The sequence below is a fragment of the Lysobacter sp. BMK333-48F3 genome (assembly GCF_019733395.1).
GTDB lineage: Bacteria > Pseudomonadota > Gammaproteobacteria > Xanthomonadales > Xanthomonadaceae > Lysobacter.
Genome location: NZ_JAIHOO010000001.1, coordinates 5,200,258 through 5,224,492, shown reverse-complemented (window position 1 = coordinate 5,224,492; position 24,235 = coordinate 5,200,258). Strand labels below are relative to the sequence as shown.

10 protein-coding genes are annotated in these 24,235 nt (G+C 71.1%); 8 read left to right on the top strand and 2 right to left on the bottom strand.

The features are described from left to right. The first annotated feature begins 13 nt into the window (after positions 1–13). Both K4L06_RS22425 and K4L06_RS22420 read left to right on the top strand, forming a co-directional pair. A complete protein-coding gene (locus K4L06_RS22425; protein WP_221673466.1) occupies positions 14–13,084 on the top strand; it encodes a non-ribosomal peptide synthetase in 13,071 nt (4,356 codons plus the stop codon). Further along, complete coding sequence (locus K4L06_RS22420; protein WP_221673465.1) at positions 13,081–14,457, top strand: alpha/beta fold hydrolase; 1,377 nt, start codon at positions 13,081–13,083, stop codon at positions 14,455–14,457. Before K4L06_RS22425 ends, K4L06_RS22420 begins: the two co-directional genes overlap by 4 nt. A gap of 25 nt (positions 14,458–14,482) precedes the next feature. On the opposite strand, the gene K4L06_RS22415 is transcribed toward K4L06_RS22420, so the two are convergent. Both K4L06_RS22415 and K4L06_RS22410 read right to left on the bottom strand, forming a co-directional pair. Further along, positions 14,483–15,445, bottom strand: coding sequence for a cupin domain-containing protein (locus tag K4L06_RS22415; RefSeq protein WP_221673464.1), 963 nt, complete (start codon positions 15,443–15,445; stop codon positions 14,483–14,485). Positions 15,446–15,452: 7 nt separating this feature from the next. Beyond that, positions 15,453–15,842 carry a hypothetical protein gene (locus K4L06_RS22410; protein ID WP_221673463.1) on the bottom strand — a complete coding sequence of 130 codons (390 nt, stop codon included), beginning with the start codon at positions 15,840–15,842 and terminating at the stop codon, positions 15,453–15,455. Between the two features lie 16 nt (positions 15,843–15,858). On the opposite strand from K4L06_RS22410, the gene K4L06_RS22405 reads away from it, so the two are divergent. From K4L06_RS22405 to K4L06_RS22380, 6 genes are all read left to right on the top strand, one after another. Further along, entirely contained in the window at positions 15,859–18,942 is a 3,084-nt protein-coding gene (locus K4L06_RS22405) for a TonB-dependent receptor (protein ID WP_221673462.1), read from the top strand. Positions 18,943–19,043: 101 nt separating this feature from the next. Next, complete coding sequence (locus K4L06_RS22400; protein ID WP_221673461.1) at positions 19,044–19,775, top strand: SapC family protein; 732 nt, start codon at positions 19,044–19,046, stop codon at positions 19,773–19,775. After that, complete coding sequence (locus tag K4L06_RS22395) at positions 19,759–20,766, top strand: cupin-like domain-containing protein (protein ID WP_221673460.1); 1,008 nt, start codon at positions 19,759–19,761, stop codon at positions 20,764–20,766. The genes K4L06_RS22400 and K4L06_RS22395 overlap by 17 nt, the downstream gene beginning before the upstream one ends. Continuing rightward, on the top strand, positions 20,763–22,514 hold the full coding sequence (locus K4L06_RS22390; RefSeq protein WP_221673459.1) for a cellulase family glycosylhydrolase: 1,752 nt from the start codon (positions 20,763–20,765) through the stop codon (positions 22,512–22,514). The genes K4L06_RS22395 and K4L06_RS22390 overlap by 4 nt, the downstream gene beginning before the upstream one ends. Continuing rightward, on the top strand, positions 22,514–23,500 hold the full coding sequence (gene glk / locus K4L06_RS22385) for a glucokinase (protein WP_221673458.1): 987 nt from the start codon (positions 22,514–22,516) through the stop codon (positions 23,498–23,500). The genes K4L06_RS22390 and glk overlap by 1 nt, the downstream gene beginning before the upstream one ends. 61 nt (positions 23,501–23,561) lie before the next feature. Then, positions 23,562–24,224 carry a hypothetical protein gene (locus tag K4L06_RS22380; protein WP_221673457.1) on the top strand — a complete coding sequence of 221 codons (663 nt, stop codon included), beginning with the start codon at positions 23,562–23,564 and terminating at the stop codon, positions 24,222–24,224. Positions 24,225–24,235: the final 11 nt, after the last annotated feature.

Genomic DNA, 24,235 nt, shown 5'->3' with positions numbered 1-24,235 from the left:
GGAGCGTTCGCTGTTGCTGGACACGTTCAACGCGACCCAGCGCAGCTACCCGCCGCTGTCGAGCCTGCACGCCGGTTTCGAGGCGCAGGCGCGCAGCGCGCCGGACGCGGTGGCGGTGGAGTTCGAAGGCGCGTCGCTGAGTTACGGCGAATTGAACGCGCGCGCCAATCGCCTGGCCCACACCCTGCTGGCGCAGGGCGCGACGCCGGACGACCGGATCGCACTGTGCGCCGAACGCGGCCTGGAACTGGCGGTCGGCTTGCTCGGCATCCTCAAGGCTGGCGCGGCCTACGTGCCGCTGGATCCGTCGCTGCCGGCGCAGCGGCTGCAGGCGATGCTGGCCGACTGCGCGCCGCGGCAGGTGCTGGCCGACGCCGCCGGCGCGGCGGCGCTGGCGCAGACGCCGTTGCTGCGCCTGGACCGGCCGGCCGGCTGGTCGGCGCTGGACACCGACCCGGACCCGCAGGCGCTGGGCCTGACGCCGCAGCACCTGGCCTACGTGATCTACACCTCCGGCTCGACCGGTACGCCGAAGGGGGCGATGAACCAGCACGACGGGGTCTGCAACCGGCTGCAATGGGCGCAGGAGGCGTTCGCCGTGGGACCGCAGGACGTGGTGCTGCAGAAGACCCCGTTCGGCTTCGACGTGTCGGTGTGGGAGTTCTTCCTGACCTGGAACGCGGGCGCGCGGTTGGTGCTGGCGCGGCCGGGCGGTCACCAGGATCCGCAGTACCTGGGCGAGCTGATCCAGCGCAGCGGCACCCGCGTGCTGCATTTCGTGCCGTCGATGCTGGAGGCGTATCTGCGCCACGCCGCGGCGGGTTCGCTGGCCGGGGTGCGCGCGGTGCTGTGCAGCGGCGAGGCCTTGAGCGGCGAACTGCGCGACCGGTTCCTGGCGGCGTACCCGCAGGTAGCGCTGCACAACCTGTACGGCCCGACCGAAGCGGCGGTGGACGTGACCTGGTGGACCTGCACGGCGCAAGACCGGGGCGCGGTGCCGATCGGGCGGCCGGCGCCGAACGTGCGCATGTACGTGCTGGACGAGGCGATGCGTCCGCTGCCGTTGGGCGCGGCGGGCGAGCTGTACATCGGCGGGGTGCAGGTCGGGCGCGGCTATCTGAACCGACCGGAGCTGAGCGCGGAGCGGTTCCTGGCCAGCCCGTTCGCGGCCGGCGAGCGCTTGTACCGCAGCGGCGACCTGGCGCGCTGGCGCGAGGACGGCGCGCTGGAGTACCTGGGGCGCAACGATTTCCAGGTCAAGCTGCGCGGGTTCCGGATCGAGCTGGGCGAGATCGAGAGCGCGCTGCGGCAGTGCGCGGGCGTGCGCGAGGCGGTGGTGTGCGCGCGGTCCGAGGGCGGCGAGCCGCGGCTGGTGGCGTATGTGGAGTGCGAGCGGCTGGAGGCGTCCGAGCTGCGCCAGGCCTTGAGCGCGCGCCTGCCGGACTACATGGTGCCGGCGGCGTACGTGGCGGTGGCGCAGTGGCCGCTGAGCGCGAACGGCAAGCTGGAGCGCAGCCGATTGCCGGAGCCGGGGGCGTCGGCGTACGTGCAGCGCGCCTACGCCGCGCCGCAGGGCGAGGCGGAGCGGGCGCTGGCGCAGATCTGGTCGCAGGTGCTGGAGGTGGCCCAGGTCGGCCGCCACGACAACTTCTTCGAACTCGGCGGCGACTCGATGCGGGTCCTGCGCCTGGTCGAGCCGCTGGCGCGCGCCGGCTGGCGATTGCAGGTCGGCGACGTGTTCGCGGCGCCGGAACTGGCCGCGCTGGCGCGGCGCATGACCGCGGAAGCCGGATCCGAACCGGTCGTCGCGGTTCCGCCGAACCGGATCCCCGCCGATGCCGACCGCATCGAACCGTCGATGCTGCCGCTGGTCGAGCTGACCCAGGCCAATATCGATGCGATCGCCGCGGCCGTGCCCGGCGGCATGCGCAACATCCAGGACATCTATCCGCTGGCGCCGCTGCAGGAAGGCATCCTGTTCCACCACCTGCTGCAGAGCCAGGGCGATACCTACCTGCTGCGCGCGGTGCTCGGCTTCGACGATCGCCCGCGGCTGGATGCGTTCCTGCGCGAATTGCAGGCGACGGTCGACAGCCACGACGTGCTGCGCACGGTGGCGTGCTGGGAAGGCGTGCCCGAGCCGGTGCAGGTGGTGCTGCGGCGGGCGGCGCTGCCGTTGGAAGAACTGGCGCCGGCCGCGGACCGCAGCCCGCGCGAAGCGTTGGAAGCGCACACCGATCCGGCCCGGCTTCGCCTGGACCTGCGCCAGGGGCCGCTGCTGCGCGCTTACGCGATGCCGGACGCGGACGGCGGCTGGTTGCTGGCGCTGGTCAACCATCACTTCATCAGCGACCACATCACTCTGGCCGGCGTGGTCGAGGAAATCGGCCTGCGCCTGGCGGGGCGGGCGGCGCAACTGCCGCCGGCGCTGCCGTTCCGCGACTTCGTCGCGCGCGCGCGCCTGGCCGGTAGTGCCGGGCACGAGGCGTATTTCCGCCGTAGCTTGGGTGAGGTCGAAGAGCCGACCGCGCCGTTCGGGATCCTGGACGCGCGAGATGCCGGTGCGTCCGCGGCCGAGGCGCGCCTGGCCCTGCGCGAGGAGGTCGCGTTGCGCCTGCATCGCCTAGCGCGCGCGCGCGGCGTGCCGCTGTCGGCGTTCCTGCATGCGGCCTGGGCGATGACCCTGGCCGCCTGTACCGGCCGCCGCGACGTGGTGTTCGGCTCGGTGCTGTCCGGACGCATGCGCGAAGCTGGCGCGGCGCGCGCGCTGGGCGTGTTCATCAACACCCTGCCGCTGCGGATCGCGCTCGACGGCGACGCGACCGCCCTGGTGGAGCGCACCCGCGAGGCGTTGGCCGAGTTGCTGCGCCACGAGCAGGCTTCGCTGGCCCTGGCCCAGCGCTGCAGCGGCGTCGAGGCGCCGTTGCCGCTGTTCACCGCCTTGCTCAACGTGCGCCATGGCGCCGAACCGACCGGCGCAGGGGCGGGGCTGCCGGGCGTGCGCGTGCATGCCGGACGCGAGCGCTCGAATTATCCGCTGACCTTGTCGGTCGACCTGGCCGGCCATGCCATCGCCTTGGTGGCGATGTGCGCGCCCGGAATCGACGCCGCGGCGATGGCCGAACGCTACGCCTGCGCGATCGAGCGCCTGCTGAGCGCGGTCGAGAGCGGCGATTCCACGCCCGCGCACGCCTTGCCGGTGCTGCCGGCGGCCGAGCGCGCGCGCTTGATCGACGCGTTCAACGACACCGCCGTGCCGTACCGGCGCGAAGACCTGATCCACAGCGGTTTCGAGCGCCAGGCGCGGCTGCGTCCTGACGCGGTCGCGGTGATCGCCGACGGCCGCAGCTACGGCTACGGCGAACTCAACGCGCGCGCCAACCGGATCGCTCACCGCTTGCTGGCGATGGGGCTGCGTCCGGGCGATCGGGTGGCGATCTGCGCCGAACGCGGGGCGACGATGATCGCCGCGCTGCTCGGCATCCTCAAGGCCGGCGGCGCGTATCTTCCGCTGGATCCGGCGTATCCGCCCGAACGCCTGGCCTACATGCTGGAGGACGGCGCGCCGGTCGCGCTGCTGGCCGATGGCGGCCTGCTCGACGATCCGACCGCGCTCGGCGCGGCCGCCGAGCGGATGCAGGTGCTGCGCCTGGACCAGGAAGACGCAGTCGCAGGCTATCCCGAGCACGACCCGGACCCGGCCGCGCTCGGCATCGTCTCCGATCAGCTCGCCTACCTGATCTACACCTCCGGATCGACCGGCCTGCCCAAGGGCGTAATGGTCCAGCATCGCCCGGCGATCAACCTGTTCGAATGGGTCGAGCGCAGTTTCGGCGTCGGCGCGGACGACACTCTGCTGTTCACCACCTCGTTGTGCTTCGACCTGTCGGTGTACGACATTTTCGGCATCCTGGCGGCGGGCGGCCGGGTCCGGGTCGCCACCCGCGAAGAGGTCGCCGACCCGCGCGCGCTGGTGCGGATTCTGCGCGAGGAACGGATCAGCTTCTGGGACTCGGCGCCGGCGGTGTTCGCGCAACTGCTGCCCTACCTGCGCGACGGCGGGCAATCGCCGTGGCTGCGGTTGGCGTTCTTCAGCGGCGACTGGATCCCGCTGGAACTGCCCGACGCGCTGCGCGCCGCGTTCCCGAACTGCCGGCCGATCGGCCTGGGCGGCGCCACCGAGGCGGTGGTGTGGTCGAACTACTTTCCGATCGAGCGCGTCGACCCGGCCTGGTCCAGCATTCCCTACGGGCGGCCGATCCAGAACGCGCGTTATTACGTGCTCGACGCGAACCTCAACCCGGTACCGGAGGGAGTGGCGGGGGATCTGTACATCGGCGGCGAATGCCTCAGTACGGGCTACTTCCGCCGCGAGGCGCTGACCGCCGAACGTTACCTGGCCGACCCCTTCGTCGCGTCGGATGCGCAGGCGCGGATGTACCGCACCGGCGACCGCGCCCGCCATCGCGGCGACGGCCAACTGGAATTCCTCGGCCGCCTCGACAGTCAGGTCAAGATCCGCGGCTTCCGCATCGAGCTGGGCGAGATCGAGGCGCAGTTGCTCGACGCCGGCGATGTCGACGCGGCGGTGGTGGAAGTGCGCGAGTTCGCGCCGGGCGACCGGCGACTGGTCGCCTACGTCGTACCCGCCGATGCCGCCTCCTGGTCGGCCGCGGCCGCGGCCGCGCGCGAGCGGCTCGCCGCGCGCCTGCCGGACTACATGATGCCGTCGGCCTTCTCGGTCCTCGAGGCGCTGCCGCTGACCGCCAACGGCAAGGTCGATCGCGCGGCGCTGCCGACGCCGCAGGGGCCGGCGGCGATCCGGCGCGATTACCAGGCGCCGAGCGGCGCGCAGGAGACCGTGCTGGCCGAAGCCTGGACGGCGGTGCTCGCGGTCGACGCGGTCGGCCGCCACGATTCCTTCTTCGAGCTGGGCGGACATTCGCTGTCGGCGATCGCGTTGATCGAGCGCCTGCGCCAGGCCGGCCATGCCCTGGACGTGCGCGCGGTATTCGAGACGCCGTCGCTGGCGCGGATGGCGAGCCGGCTGCGGATGGCCGGCGGCGACGAAGCGGCGGACCCGTCCGCGGCGGACGGCAGCGGCATCCCGGCCGATGCGCTGCGGATCGAACCGGGGATGCTGGATCTGGTCGCGCTGGACCAGGCGCGCATCGATGCGACGGTCGCCGCGGTCGAAGGCGGCGCCGGCAACGTGCAGGACATCTACCCGCTGGCGCCGCTGCAGGAAGGGATCCTGTTCCATCATCTGCTCGGCGGCAGCGGCGACGCCTACCTGCTGCGCACCGCGATCGCTTTCGACGGCGCCGAACAGGCCGAGGCCTTCCTCGACGCGCTGCAAACGGTGATCGATCGCCACGATATCCTGCGTACGGCCTTGCATTGGCAAGGCCTGGAGGCGCCGCTGCAGGTGGTTCGCCGGCAGGCGCGCCTGCCGTGCATCGACCATGGCCGCCTCGCCGACCGCCAGGCCGCTACCGCGCACCTGCTGGCTGCGACCGATCCGGACCGCATCCGACTCGATCTGGACCGCGCGCCGCTGCTCGCGGCCCATCGGGTGCAAGCGGCCGACAGCGGCGAATGCCTGCTCGGGCTGCTCGCCCACCACGCGGTCTGCGACCACGTCACTCTGGCGATGATGATGCGCGAGGTGTTGGCGCTGCTGTCCGGCGCCGGCGAACTGACGCCGCCGCTGCCGTACCGGCGCTTCATCGCTCACACCCTGGCGGTGCCGCGGCAGGCGCACGAGGCCTACTTCCGCGAGCGTCTGGCCGACCTCGCCGAACCGACCTTGCCGTTCGGCGCGAACGACGTCCGCGGCGACGGCAGCGCATTGCGCGAAGCCGTCGAGCGCCTGCCGGCGGATCTGTCTCGGGCCTTGCGTGCCCGCGCCCAGCGTGCCGGCGTGCTGCCTGCCGCGCTGTTCCACCTGGCCTGGGCGCAGGTGCTGGGCGCGTGCGTGGATCGCGACGACGTGGTGTTCGGCACGGTGTTGTCGGGCCGCCTGCAGGGCGTGGCCGGCTCCGACCGCGCCCTGGGGGTGTTCATCAACACCTTGCCGGTGCGGGTGCGGCTGGACGGGCAAGGCGCGGACGGCGGTCGCGCTGGCGATGCCGCGTTGCGCCGCATGCAGGACGAATTGAACGCGCTGCTCGCTCACGAGCAGGCGCCGCTGTCCTTGGCCCAGCGCTGCAGCGCGGTCGCGCCGCCGACGCCGTTGTTCAACAGCCTGCTGAACTACCGCCGCGGCGAAGCCGCCGACGCGAGCGCCGCGGCCGCCTTGGCGGCGCAAGGCATGCGCCTGGTGGCCGGCGGCGAACGCACCAACTACCCGATCGCGATCGCGGTCGACGACACCGAGGAGGGCTTCTCGATCCTGGCCCAGTGCGCCCACTCGGCGCGGGCGGCGGATCCGCAGCGCCTGATCGGCTATCTGTGCACGGCGCTGGAGGCTCTGGCCGGCGGCGAGAGCGCCGACGGCGTACTGCCGGCAGGGGAGCGTTCGCTGTTGCTGGACACGTTCAACGCGACCCAGCGCAGCTACCCGCCGCTGTCGAGCCTGCACGCCGGTTTCGAGGCGCAGGCGCGCAGCGCGCCGGACGCGGTGGCGGTGGAGTTCGAAGGCGCGTCGCTGAGTTACGGCGAATTGAACGCGCGCGCCAATCGCCTGGCCCACACCCTGCTGGCGCAGGGCGCGACGCCGGACGACCGGATCGCACTGTGCGCCGAACGCGGCCTGGAACTGGCGGTCGGCTTGCTCGGCATCCTCAAGGCTGGCGCGGCCTACGTGCCGCTGGATCCGTCGCTGCCGGCGCAGCGGCTGCAGGCGATGCTGGCCGACTGCGCGCCGCGGCAGGTGCTGGCCGACGCCGCCGGCGCGGCGGCGCTGGCGCAGACGCCGTTGCTGCGCCTGGACCGGCCGGCCGGCTGGTCGGCGCTGGACACCGACCCGGACCCGCAGGCGCTGGGCCTGACGCCGCAGCACCTGGCCTACGTGATCTACACCTCCGGCTCGACCGGTACGCCGAAGGGGGCGATGAACCAGCACGACGGGGTCTGCAACCGGCTGCAATGGGCGCAGGAGGCGTTCGCCGTGGGACCGCAGGACGTGGTGCTGCAGAAGACCCCGTTCGGCTTCGACGTGTCGGTGTGGGAGTTCTTCCTGACCTGGAACGCGGGCGCGCGGTTGGTGCTGGCGCGGCCGGGCGGTCACCAGGATCCGCAGTACCTGGGCGAGCTGATCCAGCGCAGCGGCACCCGCGTGCTGCATTTCGTGCCGTCGATGCTGGAGGCGTATCTGCGCCACGCCGCGGCGGGTTCGCTGGCCGGGGTGCGCGCGGTGCTGTGCAGCGGCGAGGCCTTGAGCGGCGAACTGCGCGACCGGTTCCTGGCGGCGTACCCGCAGGTAGCGCTGCACAACCTGTACGGCCCGACCGAAGCGGCGGTGGACGTGACCTGGTGGACCTGCACGGCGCAAGACCGGGGCGCGGTGCCGATCGGGCGGCCGGCGCCGAACGTGCGCATGTACGTGCTGGACGAGGCGATGCGTCCGCTGCCGTTGGGCGCGGCGGGCGAGTTGTACATCGGCGGGGTGCAGGTCGGGCGCGGCTATCTGAACCGTCCGGAGCTGAGCGCGGAGCGGTTCCTGGCCAGCCCGTTCGCGGCCGGCGAGCGCTTGTACCGCAGCGGCGACCTGGCGCGCTGGCGCGAGGACGGCGCGCTGGAGTACCTGGGGCGCAACGATTTCCAGGTCAAGCTGCGCGGGTTCCGGATCGAGCTGGGCGAGATCGAGAGCGCGCTGCGGCAGTGCGCGGGCGTGCGCGAGGCGGTGGTGTGCGCGCGGTCCGAGGGCGGCGAGCCGCGGCTGGTGGCGTATGTGGAATGCGAGCGGCTGGAGGCGTCCGAGCTGCGCCAGGCCTTGGGCGCGCGCCTGCCGGACTACATGGTGCCGGCGGCGTACGTGGCGGTGGCGCAGTGGCCGCTGAGCGCGAACGGCAAGCTGGAGCGCAGCCGATTGCCGGAGCCGGGAGCGTCGGCGTACGTGCAGCGCGCCTACGCCGCGCCGCAGGGCGAGGCGGAGCGGGCGCTGGCGCAGATCTGGTCGCAGGTGCTGGAGGTGGCCCAGGTCGGTCGTCACGACAACTTCTTCGAACTCGGCGGCGACTCGATCCGCAGCATCGCGGTGGTCGCCAAGGCGCGCGAGCGCGGCCTGGCGTTCGCTATCGCCGACTTGTTCCGCCGCCCGACCGTGGCCGAACTTGCGAGCGGCTTGCGCATCGCGGCGGACACGAGCGCGGATGCCGACGCCGACGTCGACGCCGACGAGCGGCCGCGGCCGCGGCCCTTGGCGGCGGCCGACGCCGCGCGCCTGCCGGCCGGCATCGAACAGGCGTATGCCGCCACGCTGTTGCAACAGGGCATGATCTTCCACGCCCAGTTGGCGCATGCCGAGGGCGCCTACCACGACGTCTTCAGTTACGAACTCGAACTGCCGCGCTGGAGCGAAGCCTGCATGCGCGCTGCGTTGGCGGCGGTCCTGCGCCGCCATCCGGCCTTGCGCACCGGTTTCGTCCACGGCGGCTACAGCGAGTCCTTGCAACTGGTCCACGCCGAGGCGGCCGTGCCGCTGGAGGTGATCGATTGGAGCGCGCACGACGCCGGCCAGCGCGCGGCTGCGGTGGCCGACTTCGTCGCCGACGAGCGCCGCCGCGATTTCGACCTGGAACGGCCGCCGTTGTGGCGCGTATTCGTGCACCGACTGGACGAGCGCCGGATCCAGTACACGATGAGCTTCCACCACGCGATCCTCGACGGATGGAGCGTGGCGCTGATGCAGACCGAGCTGTTCGGCGGCTACCTGCGCCGGCTGGAGCAGGCCGGCGCTGCCGACCCGATCGAGCAGATCGAGCAGATCGACCGGGCCGAACTGCAGCCTTTGCTTGCCTCGCCGGCCGATGCGGTGGCGCTGGAACAGGCGGCGCTGCTGGATTCGCGCCAGGCGGATTACTGGCGCGACGCGCTGGCCGGTTTCCAGCGCAGCGCGCTGCCGGCGCACGACGGCAGCGCGCACGCGCGCGCCGGCTACCACGCCGAGGCGATCGAGATCGCCGCCGACGACGAACGCGCCTTGCGCGAGCTGGCCCATGCCCTGGGCGTGCCGGTGCGCACGCTGCTGTTGACCGCGCACATGCGCGTGCTGGCCGCGCTTTGCGGCAGCCGCGACATCGCCACCGGACTGGTCTCCAACGTGCGTCCGGAGACGGTCGACGGCGATCGCGCCCTGGGACTGTTTCTCAACACCTTGCCCCTGCGGGCGCAGTTGGATGCGCGCAGTTGGCGCGAGCTCGCGCTGCAGGTGCGCCAGGCCGAACTGGGAGCGATCGAACATCGCTATTACCCGTATTTCCGCCTGCATCGCGAACAGGGCGGCGAAGCCTTGTTCGAGTCGATCTTCAACTACGTCAACTTCCACGCCTACGAAGCCCTGGACGGGGCAGGGCTCAAGCTGCTGGGTTCGAGCGTGCACGAGTGGACCGGTTATCCGCTCGATGTGTCGTTCTCGCACACCGGCGGGCGGTTGCTGCTGCAGGTCATCGTCGATCCGTTGCGGCTGTCGCCGGCGCAGGCGCGGCGCATCGCCGGGTATCTGCGCGAGGCGATCGCGGTGCTGGTGTCGCAGCCGGACGCCGACGCTGCCGCGCATTCGCTCGCCTCGGCCGATGAGGCCGAGCGGCTGCGCGGGTGGGAGCAGGGCCCGGCGCCGGTCGACGGCGACGCGCCGACGACCGTCCATGCCGGAGTGGAAGCGCGGGCGCGACAGAGCCCCGAGGCCGAGGCGATCGTCGACGGCGAACGGCGCCTGAGCTATGCCGAACTCGACGTCCGCGCCGAACGCATCGCCCGGCGCTTACGTGCGCTGGGCGCGGGTCCGGGCCGCTACGTCGCCTTGGTCATGGCGCGCGGCGCGGACCAGATCGTCGCGATGCTGGCGGTGTTGAAGGCCGGGGCCGCATACGTGCCGGTCGATCCGGCGTATCCGGACGCGCGCATCGCCGACGTGCTCGCCGACTGTCGTCCGGCCGCGCTGATCGTCGATGCGCCAGCCGCGGAGCGGTTGGCCGGCCTCGCCCCCGCGCCGCTGCTGGCGGTCGATGCGGCTTGCGCGGCCGTCGATCCCGCCGATGCGCCGCACTTCGTCGCCGCCGCGTCCGCCGCCGATGCCGCCTATGTCATCTACACGTCCGGCTCGACCGGGCGGCCCAAGGGGGTGGTGGTCGAACACCGCAACGTGGTCCACCTGATCCGCAACCACATCGCCCAATGCGCGCTGGCGCCGGCGGAGCGGGTCATGCACTACGCCTCATGCAGTTTCGACACCTCGGTGGAAGAGATCTTCCCGACCCTGTGGGCCGGCGCCACGGTCGTCGTGCGTCCTGCGGCGCTGGTCGCGCCCGATGCCGACTTCGAGCGGTTCCTGCGCGAGCAGCGGATCGCAGTGGCCGATCTGCCGACCGCGTTCTGGCATCGCTGGGTGCAGGCGTTGGGCCGCGGCGTCGGCGAGCGGCCCGGAATCGGCCCGGACCTGCGCCTGGTGGTGGTCGGCGGCGAGAAGGCCGAGCCGGCGGCCCTGGCGCAATGGCGGGCATTGCCGGCCACGGCGGCGACGCGCTGGCTCAACACCTACGGGCCGACCGAAGCGACCGTCTACGCCACCGCCCAGGCGCTGGACTGCGCGGCCGTGCCGCAGGCCTGGGACGGCAGCATCGGCCGGCCGATCGCCGGCGTGCGCGTGCGCGTCGTCGACGTCTACGGCCAGCCGGCGCCGGTCGGCGCGGCCGGCGAGTTGTGGATCGGCGGCGACGGGGTGGCCCGCGGCTACCTCGACCGCGCCGAACTGAGCGCGGAGAAGTTCCTGCGCGACGCCGAAGGACGGCGCTGGTACCGCAGCGGCGACCGCGCGCGTTGGCGCGACGACGGGCACCTGGAATTCCTCGGCCGCGACGACGGCCAGGCCAAGTTGCGCGGCTATCGGATCGAACTGGGCGAGATCGAGGCGGCGCTGCTGTCCTGTCCCGGCCTGCGCGACGCGGCCGTCGCCGTGCGCAGCGACGGCGACGGCGAGCCGCGCCTGGTCGCCTATGTGGTGGCCGAGGCGGGTCTGGCGCCGGACTCGCGCGGCCTGCGCGACACGCTCGCCGCCCGCCTGCCGGAGTACATGCTGCCGGCGGCGTTCGTCGCCCTGGAGTCGATACCCTGGTCGACCAGCGGCAAGCTGGACCGGGCGGCGCTGCCGGCAGCGACCGCCGCCGCCGGCGCGAGCGCCTATGTCGCGCCGGCGCCGGGGGTCGAGACGGTGATCGCCGCGATCTGGTCGGCCATGCTCGGCATCGAGCGGGTCGGCCGCGACGACCACTTCTTCGAACTCGGCGGTCACTCGCTGATGATCGTCGGCATGATCGAACGCCTGCGCGAGCAGGGCATCGCCCTGGACGTGCAGACCGTGTTCGCGGTTCCGCGGCTGGCCGAACTGGCCGCGCGCGCGGTCGCGGCGGCGTCCGGCGACGCGGCCGCCGCCAGCGCGCCGCCCAATCCGTTGCAGGCCGGCCCGCAACGGATCGTGCCCGGGCTGCTGCCGCTGGTGGACATCGACCAGGCCGACATCGATGCGGTGGTCGCCGCGGTGCCGGGCGGGGCCGACAATATCCAGGACGTCTACCCGTTGGCGACGCTGCAGACCGGCATCCTGTTCCATCACTTGATCCAGGAGCAGGGCGACCCCTACCTGCTGCGCTATGTGGTCCGGATCGACCAGCGCACCCGCCTGGACGGCCTGTTGGCCCATCTGCAGCGAGTGATCGACCGGCACGATGCCTTGCGTACCGGCGTGCATTGGGAATCGCTGCTGCAGCCGGTGCAGGTGGTGCAGCGGCGCGCCGCGCTGCCGGCGATCGAACTGGCGCTGGATCCGGCGCAGGACGCGGTCGAGCAGATGTTCCGGCTCACCGACCCGCGCGTCGCGCGCAAGGACCTGCGCGTCGCGCCCTTGCTGGAAGCGCGCTACGCGCGCGATCCCGACGGTGGCTGGCTGCTGGCCATCCTGGTCCATCACATGATCAGCGACCACGTCAGCCAGAACCTGATCCTGGGCGAGGTCGACCTGCTGCTGCGCGGCCGTGCCGACTTGCTGCAGCCGCCGGCGCCGTACCGCGACTTCATCGCCGCCCAACGGTCGGTGTCGGCGACCGAACAACGGCGCTATTTCGAGCAGCGTTTCGCCGACCTGGCCGCACCGACCATCGTCTTCGGCGTGCCCGAAGTGCGCGGCAGCGGGCACAGCGTGGTGGCGGTGCACGAGCCGATGGCGCCGGCCCTGGCCGCACGCGTGCGCGCGGCGGCGCAGCGGCGAGGGGTGGCGCCGGCGGTGCTGTTCCATCTCGCCTGGGCGCGCTGCCTGTCGGCGCTGACCGGCAGCGACGACGTGGTGTTCGGCACCGTGCTGTCGGGCCGCCTGCAGGGCGTGCGCGGCTCCGGGCGCGCGCTGGGGGTGTTCATCAACACCCTGCCGTTGCGCTTGCGCCTGCAAGGCCTGAGCCTGCGCGAGGCGGTGGAGCTGGCGTTCGCCGAGTTGAGCGCGATCCTCGGCCACGAGCAGGCTCCGTTGGCGCTGGCGCAGCGCTGCAGTCCGACCGGCGCGCGCACTGCGCTGTTCAACAGCCTGTTCAACTATCGCCACAGTCCGATCGGCGATGCGCAGGAATTGGCGCGCGCGCGGCAGACCTGGCAAGGCATCGAGCTGATCCTCGGCGAGGAGCGCACCAACTACCCGGTCGCGGTATCGGTCGACGACCAGGGCGGCGGCCATGGCTTCGTGGTCAGCGTGCAGTGCGTGGCGGGGATCGATCCGGCCGCAGTCTGCGCGATGGTGCAGACCGCGATGGCGAATCTGATCGATGCGCTGGCGCGCGATCCGGAGCGGCCGCTGGCGACGATCGCGGTCGGCACCGAACACGTCGGCGAACACGACGACGGTCGAACGACGCAACGCAGGGACGAGGTGGTCGCATGAACGCAACCGACGGCATGATGGTCCTGTTGCACGAGCGCGCGACGGTGCCGATCGAGATCGGCGGCGCAGACCTGATCGGAACAGGTCGGATCGGAACGGACCGGATTGGAACGGACCGGATCGAAACGAAGCCGATCGACACGAACCCGATCGAAGCGGTTCGGGTGCCGTGCGAGGATTCGGCGACGACCCTGCCGGGCATGGCCAAGGCGGTCTTGGCCGGATTGCGCCAGCGCGGATGGGCGGGCGAGTGGATCCTGGTCGGCCTGGGCGACCGGCCGGGCGCCCTGGCCCAGGCGCTGGCGCTGGAAATGCTCGGCTGCGACCTGCCGGTCCGCAGCGTCGCGGCGGTGCCCGACGCGGCCTTGCCGGCGTGGGCGCCGCAAGCGCAGGAGCCGGCCGCGGTCGAGCGCCTGCGCGCGGCCTGCGAGGCATGGACGGCGCCGGAGCCGACGCTGCTGCCGACCCAGCGCTGCGCAGCGCACGAGCGGGACGTCGCGACCTGGGTGGCCTCCGCCGCGGCCGCTCCGCGGCTGCGGCCGCCGCCGCCGGCGACCCAGTCGATTCCGCTCAAGAACGGCGGTCCCCTGCGCGCGCCGGTGTTCTGCATTCCCGGCGCCGGCGCCAGCGTGGTCAGCCTGCTCGACCTGGCCCAGGCGGCGCATCCGCAAGCCAGCATGTTCGGCATGCAGCCGCGCGGCCTGGACGGCATCGCGCCGCCGTGCACGACGGTCGAGACGGCGGCGGCTTCGATCCTTGCGCAGGCGTTGCAGGCCGCGCCGCAGGGGCCGATCCGTCTGGTCGGCCATTCCTTCGGCGGTTGGATCGCGTTCGCCGTGGCCTTGATGCTGCGCCAACTGGGCCGGACCGTGGCCAGCGTGGACCTGCTCGATTCCAGGCCGCCGACCGCCGACCCGGCGATGGCCGAATGCGACGAACTGGACGTGCTGGTGCGTTGGGTCGAGTTGGTGCAACTGTCCAGCGAACGCCCGCTCGGCATCGATGCGGCCGGCCTGCGGCCGCTGCCGGCCTCGGCACGGATGCAACTGGTGCATCGGCGCATGGCCGAGGTCGGCCTGATGCCCGCGCAGTCGGATCCCGCCTCGATGCTGGGCGCGTTGCGCATGTTCGCCGCCTGCCTGCGCACGAGCTATCAGCCGGCGGGCGTTTACGACGGCGTGCTGCGGGTGGTGCACATGCCCGATCCCGAGCTCGACGCCGAGGGCAACGACCGGGAAGCCCTGCAGATGCATGCGGGCTGGCTTCGGCACGCGCCGCGGGTGCAGTTGATCCGCGGCGGCGGCAACCACATGACCGGCATCCGCGGCCGGCATGCGCATGCGCTGGCCGAACGCCTGGGGCTGGGGGACTGAGAGCGGCGCGCCGCGCGCCGCAGCCTCAGTACTTCTTTTCCGGGGCGATGTCCTTGTACAGGCCGCCGCCGTCGATGAGGCGGGAGAACTGCTGCGCCATCGCCATCAGGCCGCCGCCGCCGGCCAGCTGGCTCAGCGCGTCCAGGCGTTCCTGGAATTCGCGCGGCGCGGCGGTCGCCAGGTTCTCCGGACTCAGCGCCGAAGTCGGCCGCCGCCAATCCAGGCCGTACAGCGGCGGCGCGTGGTCGAGCATGAAGCGGAACAGGTCGCGCCACGACGGCAATCGCACCTGCAGCACCAGGTGCAGGCTTTCTTCCAGATTCTGCTCGACCTTGTGCCAGTACCCGCGCGGCATGTACATCACCGAGCCGGGCAGCATCTCCACCGATTGCCAGCGTTCCGGCTCGCGGATCGGCTGCGCCGGGGCCTTCAGCTGCATGGCCATTTCCCGCGACGGCGATGAGGTGGGCATGCCGTTGACGGTCGGCCAGTCGACGTAGTCGTTGGGCGCCACGTGCCACAGCTTGCGGCCGCGGACCTGGACCACGAACACTTCCTGCGAGTCCCAATGCCAGGGAATGCCCTTGCCGCGCAGGGAGGTGAAGCCGTTGACCACGGTGGTGCCGGGAATCAATCCGAGCGATGCGTCCAAAGCGCGGTGCCAGCGCCGGATCTCGTCGGTCTTCAGGTCGAGGATCTGGATGGTATTGCCGGCATGGAATTGCGCGACCGCATGGGCCGGGTCGGCGTCCAGCTCGATCCGGAAGCGTTCTTCGCGGGTGTAGTTGATATGGATCCCGCCGTCGTTGCCGGCCGCGCAGAACGCGTCGATGTCGCGCAGCTCGGGCTGCGCCAGCAACGGCGCCAGCTCGGGCTTGGGGTGGTGCGAAACATGCAGCTCGCCGGGCCATACCCTGGCCTTGAACTCCTGCGCCGACATCGGGGCGACGAGGCCCTCGAACAGGCGCGCGCATTCCGTCGTGGTCATCCTGGCCTCAGCGGTATCGGGAGTAGCGAAGGATTGCATGGATGGGCGGGGATCGCCACGGATCGCTCCGGGCCGACAGCATGGCGGGGCCGGTTTCCGACAAGGCGCCGAGGCGCCGCGATCGCGTGTCGGCGCCGGCCGCGCGGATCCTCGTTCGCGGCAGGCCCGACCGCGGCGCGACGCAATGCGCCGGGCGGCCCGGCTGCGCTGGCGCCTGCCGCGCCATCGCGCGTTCCATGTTGCGACGCGGCAATAAAAACGGCGGAGAAAACGCTTTTTGCTTGATCGAAATACCGCTTCTGTCCAGGAAATTGACAGCGCTGTCATGGCCGTGCCAAATCGGGCCCTGGCAGTCGAGGGGACGGGCAGCACCTGCCCGGCCATGCATCGTGGGCATTCGGGGAGGAATTTCGATGAAGCAAACGCGCGGCGCGCTGAAGCGCACTGTATTGACGTCCGCATTGCTGCTGGCGCTGGGCCAGCCGGCGTATGCGCAGAGCGCCGAAACGGCGGCCGGCGCCCAGGCCGCGGCGGAGGCCGGAGCGCAGAGCCGGCCCGGCGCCGCAGACGAGGCGCGCACGCTGGACACCGTCGTGGTCACCGGCATCAAGGGCAGCCTGACCTCGTCGATGAACCTCAAGCGCGACGCGCAGGGCGTGGTCGACGGCATCGCCGCCGAAGACATCGGCAAGTTTCCCGACACCAATCTGGCCGAAGCGCTGCAGCGCATCAGCGGCGTGTCGATCGACCGCAACGCCGGCGAAGGCTCGCGGGTGACCGTGCGCGGCGTCGGCCCCGACTTCAACATGGTCCTGCTCAACGGCCGGCAAATGCCGACCGCCACCGGCAGCCGCGCGTTCGAATTCAGCGACCTGGCCGCGGAGTCGATTTCCGCGGTCGAGGTCTACAAGACCAGCCGCGCCAGCACCCCCGCCGGCGGCATCGGCGCGACCATCAACATCAAGACCGCGCGTCCGCTGGACAAACCGGGCGTGCACGCCAATGTCGGCGTCAAGGGCGTCTGGGACACCTCCGACGACGATCTGCCGGGGGACTTGCGCGGCGATTCGGTCACCCCCGACGCCTCGGGCATCTTCAGCGCCACCTCGGCCGACGGCCGCTTCGGCATCGGGCTGAGCGCCAACTACCTCAAGCGCGAGTCCGGTTCGGCCTCGGCCTTCGTCGCCGCAGGCAACGGCTGGCGACCGTTCCTCGACACCCCGCTGGCCAGCGGCGAAGGCTCGGGTTCGGCCTTGCCGCTGCCGGGCCAGCCGGGTTCGGAGAACATCACCCACCGGCCCGGTCCGAACGACGTCTACTCGATGCCGCAGAGCCTGGGCTACAGCGTCAACTCGGTCAAACGCGAGCGCCTCAACGGCCAGCTGACCCTGCAGTGGGCGCCGACCGACAACCTCACCACCACGCTCGACTACACCTATTCGCAGAACAAGATCGAGCAGATGCGCCACGACATGTCGGTGTGGCTCAACTTCACCCCCGGCATGAGCTCGTGGACTCCGGGCTCGGGTTCCTCGCCGCTGATCTACGACGAGCGCTACAACGGCAATTCCGACTTCGCCAACGGCGCGGGCAAGAGCGCGATCAAGCGCGAGAACAAGTCGCTGGGCCTCAACGTCGACTGGCGCCTGAGCGACGACTTCAGGCTCAACTTCGACTACCACCGATCGACCGCCGATTCCTCGCCCGACAGCCCCTACGGCTCGAACAACACCCTGGCCAGCGCCGGCTTCTTCCGCGCCGGCAACACCATCGATTTCAGCCGCGATTTCCCGGTCCTGACCCTGCACCTGCCGAACGGGACGAGCGCGATCGACCCGGCGCAGATGCTGGTGACCGGATCGGTGTTCCGAAACGAGCGCGAGCGCGCCCAGATCGAGCAGTTCCAGGCCAGCGGCGAGTACCAGTTCCAGAACTATTCCAAGCTCGACTTCGGCGTCGCTTCGACCGACTACAAGAACCGCTCCGCCTTCACCCACGTCCAGCTCGACACCTGGGGCGGCGCCACCAGCCCCAACGACTACCCGGACTCGGTGTGGAAGCTCGCCCACATGGGCGACTACTTCCGCGACGTCGGCGGCGCCAACGACCCGCGCTTCACCGACGCCTTCTTCCTGTTCGACTTCGACCAGGTGCGGCAGATGGCCGAAGACGCCTGGGTGGCCAGCGGCAAGGGCGTGCGCGACGACTATCGCGCCTCGTTCGACTACAGCGGCGCGCGCGTGCCCGGCAGCGCCGCCAACCGCACCGTCGGCGACAGCCGGGTGCGCGAGGAGTCGCGCAGCTTCTATCTGCAGTGGAGCAACAGCTTCGACTGGACCCTGCCGGTGCACGTCGCCGCCGGGGTGCGCTACGAGCGCACCAAGGTCAAGGCCTCGGCCCTGCAGCCGGCGCCGGTCGGCATCGACTGGGTCGCGGCCAACGAGTTCATCATCCGCTACGCCGGCTCGCAGTTCCGCGAGCTCGACGGCGACTACAAGTACTGGCTGCCGGGCCTGGACGTGTCGATCGACCTGCGCGAGGACATGAAGCTGCGCGCCAGTTACGGCGAGTCGATCGGCCGGCCGAACTGGAACAACCTCAACCCAGCGCTGAGCGTCGGCGGCCAGGCGCGCTTCGACGGCGGCGGCGGCGGCGCCGGCAACCCGGCGCTCAAGCCGCTGGAGTCGCGCAACTTCGACCTGTCCTACGAGTGGTACTACGGCGAGTCCAGCTATCTGTCGCTCGGCTACTTCCGCAAGAAGATCGACAATTTCATCGCCGACCAGGTCAGCCGGCAGACCCCGTATCCGGACCTGCACACCCCCGCCGGCGGCGCCTACTGGAACCAGGCCATCAGTGCCGGCGGCTGCGCCAGCACCGACCGGCCGTGCATCCGCAACTACATCCTCAACACCTACAACGGCCAGCCCGGGGTGGTCAGGACCGGGACCGATTCCAACGGTTTCCCCACCGGCACCATCAGCGGCCTCGGCGCCGATCCGGTGCTGGCGTTCAACATCACCCAGCCGGTCAACAACCGCGCCGATACGCTCGACGGCTGGGAGTTCAACATCCAGCACGTGTTCGGCGAATCGGGCTTCGGCCTGGCCGCGAACTACACCATCGTCGACTCGGGCCTGACCTACAACAACGGCAGCCTGGGCACCCAGTTCGCGATGACCGGTCTCAGCGATTCGGCCAACCTGGTCGCGTTCTACGAAAAGGGGCCGTGGCAGGCGCGCGCGGCCTACAACTGGCGCGACGAGTTCCTGACCTCGCTGGGCGACGGCAAGGGCGCCAACCCGATCTACGTCGAGGCTTACGGCCAGTTGGACATGAACGTCAGCTACGCGGTCAGCGACAATCTGGTGCTGTCGCTGGAAGGCATCAACGTGACCGACGAGACGATGCGCACCCGCGGCCGCAACAAGCGCCAGCTGTACTCGTTCGACCAATACGGACCGCGCTACATGTTCGGCGTGCGCTACAAGTTCTGAGCGCGGTCTTGCGCCGAAGCCGCCGCCGCGTTGCGCCCGCAGCGCAGGCGGCGGTCGGCGGCGCGCTCCGGCCGGCGCTGGTCCCGATCACGGAAATTCCGATGCCCCGAACCGTACTGCTCAACAACGTCGAGCACCACGACCTGCGCGTGATCACCGCGCGCGGCGCCCGCTACGGCGACGACGAAATGCTGGCGCCGGCCTGGTTCGGCGAGTTCCGCGAATTGCAGGCGCACTATCCGATCGTCTTCCAGAAAACCGCGGACGGCGGGTTTCGCTCGCTGGCGCTGCTCGGCCTGCGCCAGAACGAAAACCTGTTCCTGCAAGGCGCGGCGGGCGAGGGCGGTGAACGCTGGGACGCGCACTATCTGCCGATGGCGGTCGAACGGCTGCCGTTCTGGATCGGCATCGCCGAGGACGAGCCGATGGTCCATATCGACCTGGATCATCCGCGGGTGGCGCGTGGCGGAACCGCGGGCCAGCCGTTGTTCCTCGAACACGGGGGCAGCACCGCCTATCTGGAGCGCGTGGCCTCGCTGCTGCGCGCCCTGCACGACGGGCTGGGCGAGGAGGCCGGTTTTCTCGCCGCGCTGCAACGCCATCAGCTGCTGGAGCCGTTCGCGCTGGAGATCCGGCTGGACGAGCGCACTCAGCACCGCCTGTCCGGATTCCACACCCTCGACGAGCGCCGCCTACGCGGCCTCGATGGCGCGGCCCTGCATGCGTTGTCGCAGGCGGGGTACCTGGAAGCGGCCTACATGGCGCTGGCCTCGCTGTCGCGGCTGCGCGACCTGATCGACCGCCTGGAGCGCCGCCATGCCGCCGGTGGTTGAAGCCATCGAGGAACTGCGCGGCGTCGACCCGGCCGCGCTGCCCGAGGCGCTGCTGCGCTCGGACCGCCCCTGCGTGCTGCGCGGCCTGGTGGCGCACTGGCCGCTGGCGCGCGCGGCCTCGGCGCAGGCGTCGGCCGATTACCTGAAAGCCTACGCCAGCGACGCGGCGGTGACGGTCAGCATCGCGCCGCCGGACGCCGACGGGCGCATCACCTATCGGCCGGACCTGCTCGGCTTCGGATTCGAGCAGCACAAGGCGCCGTTGTCCGGCGTATTGGACGCGTTGCTGCGCCATGCCGGCGACCCGGCGCCGCCGACGATCTACGTCGGATCGACCACCATCGACACCTGGCTGCCGGGCCTGCGCGAGCACAACGACCTCGGCTTCGGCGCGCTGCAGCCGCTGGCCAGCATCTGGATCGGCAACCGTACCCGCATCCCCGCTCACCAGGATGTGCCCGACAATATCGCCTGCGTGGTCGCCGGACGCCGCCGGGTGACCCTGTTTCCGCCGGACCAGTTGCGCAATCTGTATATCGGGCCGCTCGACCGTACCCCGGCCGGGCAGGCGGTGAGCCTGGTCGATTTCGCCGCGCCCGATCGCCGGCGCTTCCCGCGCTTCGCCGAGGCGATGCGCCATGCGCAGGTCGCCGAACTCGGGCCCGGCGACGCGGTACTGATTCCGAGCATGTGGTGGCATCACATGGAGGCGCTGGACGCTTTCAACGTATTGGTCAACTACTGGTGGCGGCAGTCGCCGCGCTGGATGGATACGCCGATGAACGCGCTGCTGCACGCGATCATGAGCGTGCGCGACCTGCCGCCGGCGCAACGCGAGATCTGGCGCGAGACGTTTCGCCATTACGTGTTCGACGCCGATGCGGATACGCCGGCGCATATCCCGGAGGCCGCGCGCGGCGCGCTGGCGCCGTTGGACGAAGCGCGCGCGCGCGAGCTGCGCGCGCGCCTGCTGCAGGGGCTGAATCGATGAGCGCGATATCGTCGAACGCCGCGCGGTCGGCGGCCGCGCTGGCCTTGTCCGTCGCCCTGGCGCTGGCGCCGGGCGCGAGCCGGGCCGAGGGTTTCCTGCGCGTGCAGGGCCGGCAGATCGTCGACGCGCAAGGGCGGCCGGTGATCCTGCGCGGCGTCGGCCTCGGCGGTTGGATGCTGCAGGAGGGCTACATGCTCGGCTTGACCGGCCCCGGCATGCAGCACGCGATCCGCCGACGCGTCGTCGACCTGATCGGCGAGGAGGACGCCGAGGCGTTCTACCGGGCCTGGCTGGACAACTACGTCGGCAAGGACGATATCGACGCGATCGCGGCCTGGGGATTCAACTCGGTCCGCCTGCCGATGCACTACGAGCTGTACACGCTGCCGCTGGCCAAGGAGCCGGTACCCGGACAACAAACCTGGCTGGAGGACGGTTTCCGCCGCACCGACGCCCTGATCTCGTGGGCCAAGGCCAACGGCCTGTACGTGATCCTGGATCTGCACGCGGCGCCGGGCGGGCAGGGCAACGACCTCAATATCTCCGACCGCGATCCGTCCGCGCCTTCGCTGTGGGACGAGCCGGCCAACCGCGACAAGATGGTCGCGTTGTGGCGCCGGCTGGCGCAGCGCTATCGCGACGAACCCGCGGTGGCCGGCTACGACCTGATCAACGAGCCCAACTGGGGCTTCGCCGACGCGGGCGACAGGAACGGCTGCCGGGAAACCGGCAACGCGCCGCTGCGCGAGCTGCTGGTGCGCACCACCGCGGCGATCCGCGAGGTCGACCGGCGCCACATCGTGATCGTCGAAGGCAATTGCTGGGGCAACAACTATCGCGGCGTGCTCGACGCCGGGTTGTGGGACGACAACCTGGTGCTGAGCTTCCACAAGTACTGGACCGGCACCGGCCGCGACAGCATCGCCGAGCCGCTGGCCCTGCGCGAGCGCTGGAATCTGCCGCTGTGGCTGGGCGAGACCGGCGAGAATTCCAACGACTGGTTCGCGCGCACGGTCGAAACCCTGGAGCGAGAGGGCATCGGCTGGGCCAACTGGCCGCTGAAGAAGCTGCGCTACAACAATCCGCTGCAGGTGGTCGCCAATCCGGGCTACAAGCGGGTGCTGGCGTACTGGGAAGGCCAGGGGCCGCGGCCGAGCCGCGCGCAGGCGCGCGAGGCCCTGCTGACCCTGGCCAGCCGCGACGTGCGCTTCGAGCACAACCTGCGCCGTGCCGATGTGGTCGACGCCTGGCTGCGCGCGCCGCGCGACGACCGCAGCCTGCCGTTCAAGCCGCACCGGATCGGCCGCGGCGGCGGCGAAGTGGCGGCGGTGGACTTCGACCTCGGCCGCAACGGCGTGGCCTACTTCGACCTCGACGCCGGCAACGAAAGCGGCAAGCCGAATGCGGACTGGAACCGGTCGCAGCTGTACCGCAACGACGGTGTCGATATCGAACGCGACGGCGACGGCTTGCGGGTGGCGTCGATGCAGGCCGGCGAGTGGCTCAAGTACACGATCGAAGCCGAGGCCGCCGGCGATTATCGATTGAGCTGGCGCGGTACGCCGGGCCGGCTGCGCATCCGGGTCAACGGCGCAGCGCTGGCGCCGGCGCCGGCGAACCGGCCGCAACGCGCGGCCCTGCTGCGCGGGCGCAATACGCTGGTGGTCGAATCGGTGTCGGGCGCGCCCGGCCTGGCGGCGTTGCGGTTCGAACCCGTTGCCGCAACCGCTGCCGGAGCCGTCCGCTGATGCGCGTGCTGGTCAGCGACATCGGCGGCACCAACGCCCGTTTCGCTTTGGCCGAGCTGGACCAGGGCGAGCGGCTGCGGCACGACAGCGTGCGCGAATACCCGGCCGCGGGCTTCGCCAGCGCCGCCGAGGCGGCGCGCCACTTTCTCGACGAGTCGGGCGAACGGGTCGACGCCGCGGTGTTCGCGGTGGCCGGGCGCGTGCGTCGGGAGGAGGCGCGCATCACCAACCATCCCTGGCAGATCCGCGCAGCCGACATCGGCGCCGCGCTCGGCACCCGGCGGGTCGCGCTGATCAACGATTTCGCCGCCCAGGCGATGGCGATCTCGCGCTTGCGCGCCGGTGACGTGGCGGCGGTCGGAGCGGTCGACTGGCCCGGCTTCGACATGGCGACGGCGCAGACCTACGCGGTGATCGGCCCTGGCACCGGCCTGGGCGTGGGCGGCCTGCTGGTGCGCGAAGGCCGCTGCTTCGCCCTGGAAACCGAGGGCGGCCACGCCGGTTTCGCGCCCTCGCGGCCGCGCGACATGGCGGTGCTGGAATGCCTGATGCGCCGCTACGGCCGGGTCTCGTGCGAGCGGCTGGTGTCCGGGCCGGGCCTGGCCAATCTGTACGCCGCGGTCTGCGAACTGGAAGGCGCCGCCGCCGAGCCGTGGTCGCCGGCGCAGATCAACGCCCGGGCCGCCGCCGGCGATGCCCGCTGCCGGCACGCGGTGGAGCTGTTCTGCGCTGCCTTCGGCTCGATGGCCGGCGACCTGGTGCTGACCTTGGGCGCCTGGGACGGCGTATTCCTCGCCGGCGGCGTGGTGCCCAAGCTGCTGGATGCGTTGCGGCTGGACAGCTTCCGCGACGCGTTCGAGGCCAAGGGCCGGTTCGCCCCGGCGATGGCCGAAGTGCCGTCGCTGGCGATCGTCCACGCCTGTTCCGGCCTGCTCGGCGCCGCGGCGCACGCGGCGGAGACGTATCGCGGCACGATGCGCGCCTGAGCGGCAGGGATGGCGGTGGCATTGGCTGCGTTGGGCCGCGCGGGCGAGGGCTGCGCGGCGCGTGGCGCTGGAACAGGACGATCCGGGCCGCGTCGCACAACCCGGCCTGGCCGAGCCAAAACTCCCGAGCTTTGATAGCCTCCTGTCCGTAGCAAAGATGGATTTCAAACAGTTGCCGGCCGGGTGCCGACAACGCGTTCGAACCGGAGCCGACGATGACCCGGTTCGATTCAGACGCTGGACTTGGATCATGGATACGGGCGACCCACTGTTCGAACGATTCCTGCAGCCGGAAAATCGCGTAGCCGCAACCGTTCAACTGGTCGATCGGGGAGAGTCGGCTGTTCCGATCCTGGTATCGCTGTTCGACGGCAGCGCAAGAAATCAATACGGCGTCGCGTATCGTCGGCTCGGCATGCCGCTGTCGTGTGGATTGATTGCCGCTGGACGTCTTGGCCCTCTCGCCCGTCCCTTGGAACCGTTTCTGGTCGCCGAGCTACGCGCAGGCCATCCGTATGCGGCCGAGGCCCTGGGAGCGCTCGGTGCCCTCGAGAATGATTCTGTCGTCGCCCTGGCCGATGCGCTCCGTCTGGATGTTGAGGTCGCTTTGGGGGCTGCAGCGGCGCTGTATCGCTGCTCCGCGGCCGATCATCCTGCCGTCACGGCGGCGGCGAGCCTTTCCACGACAGCAAAAAGAGCATTGAGCATCGCGAAGCGTGCGTGACACATCCATCC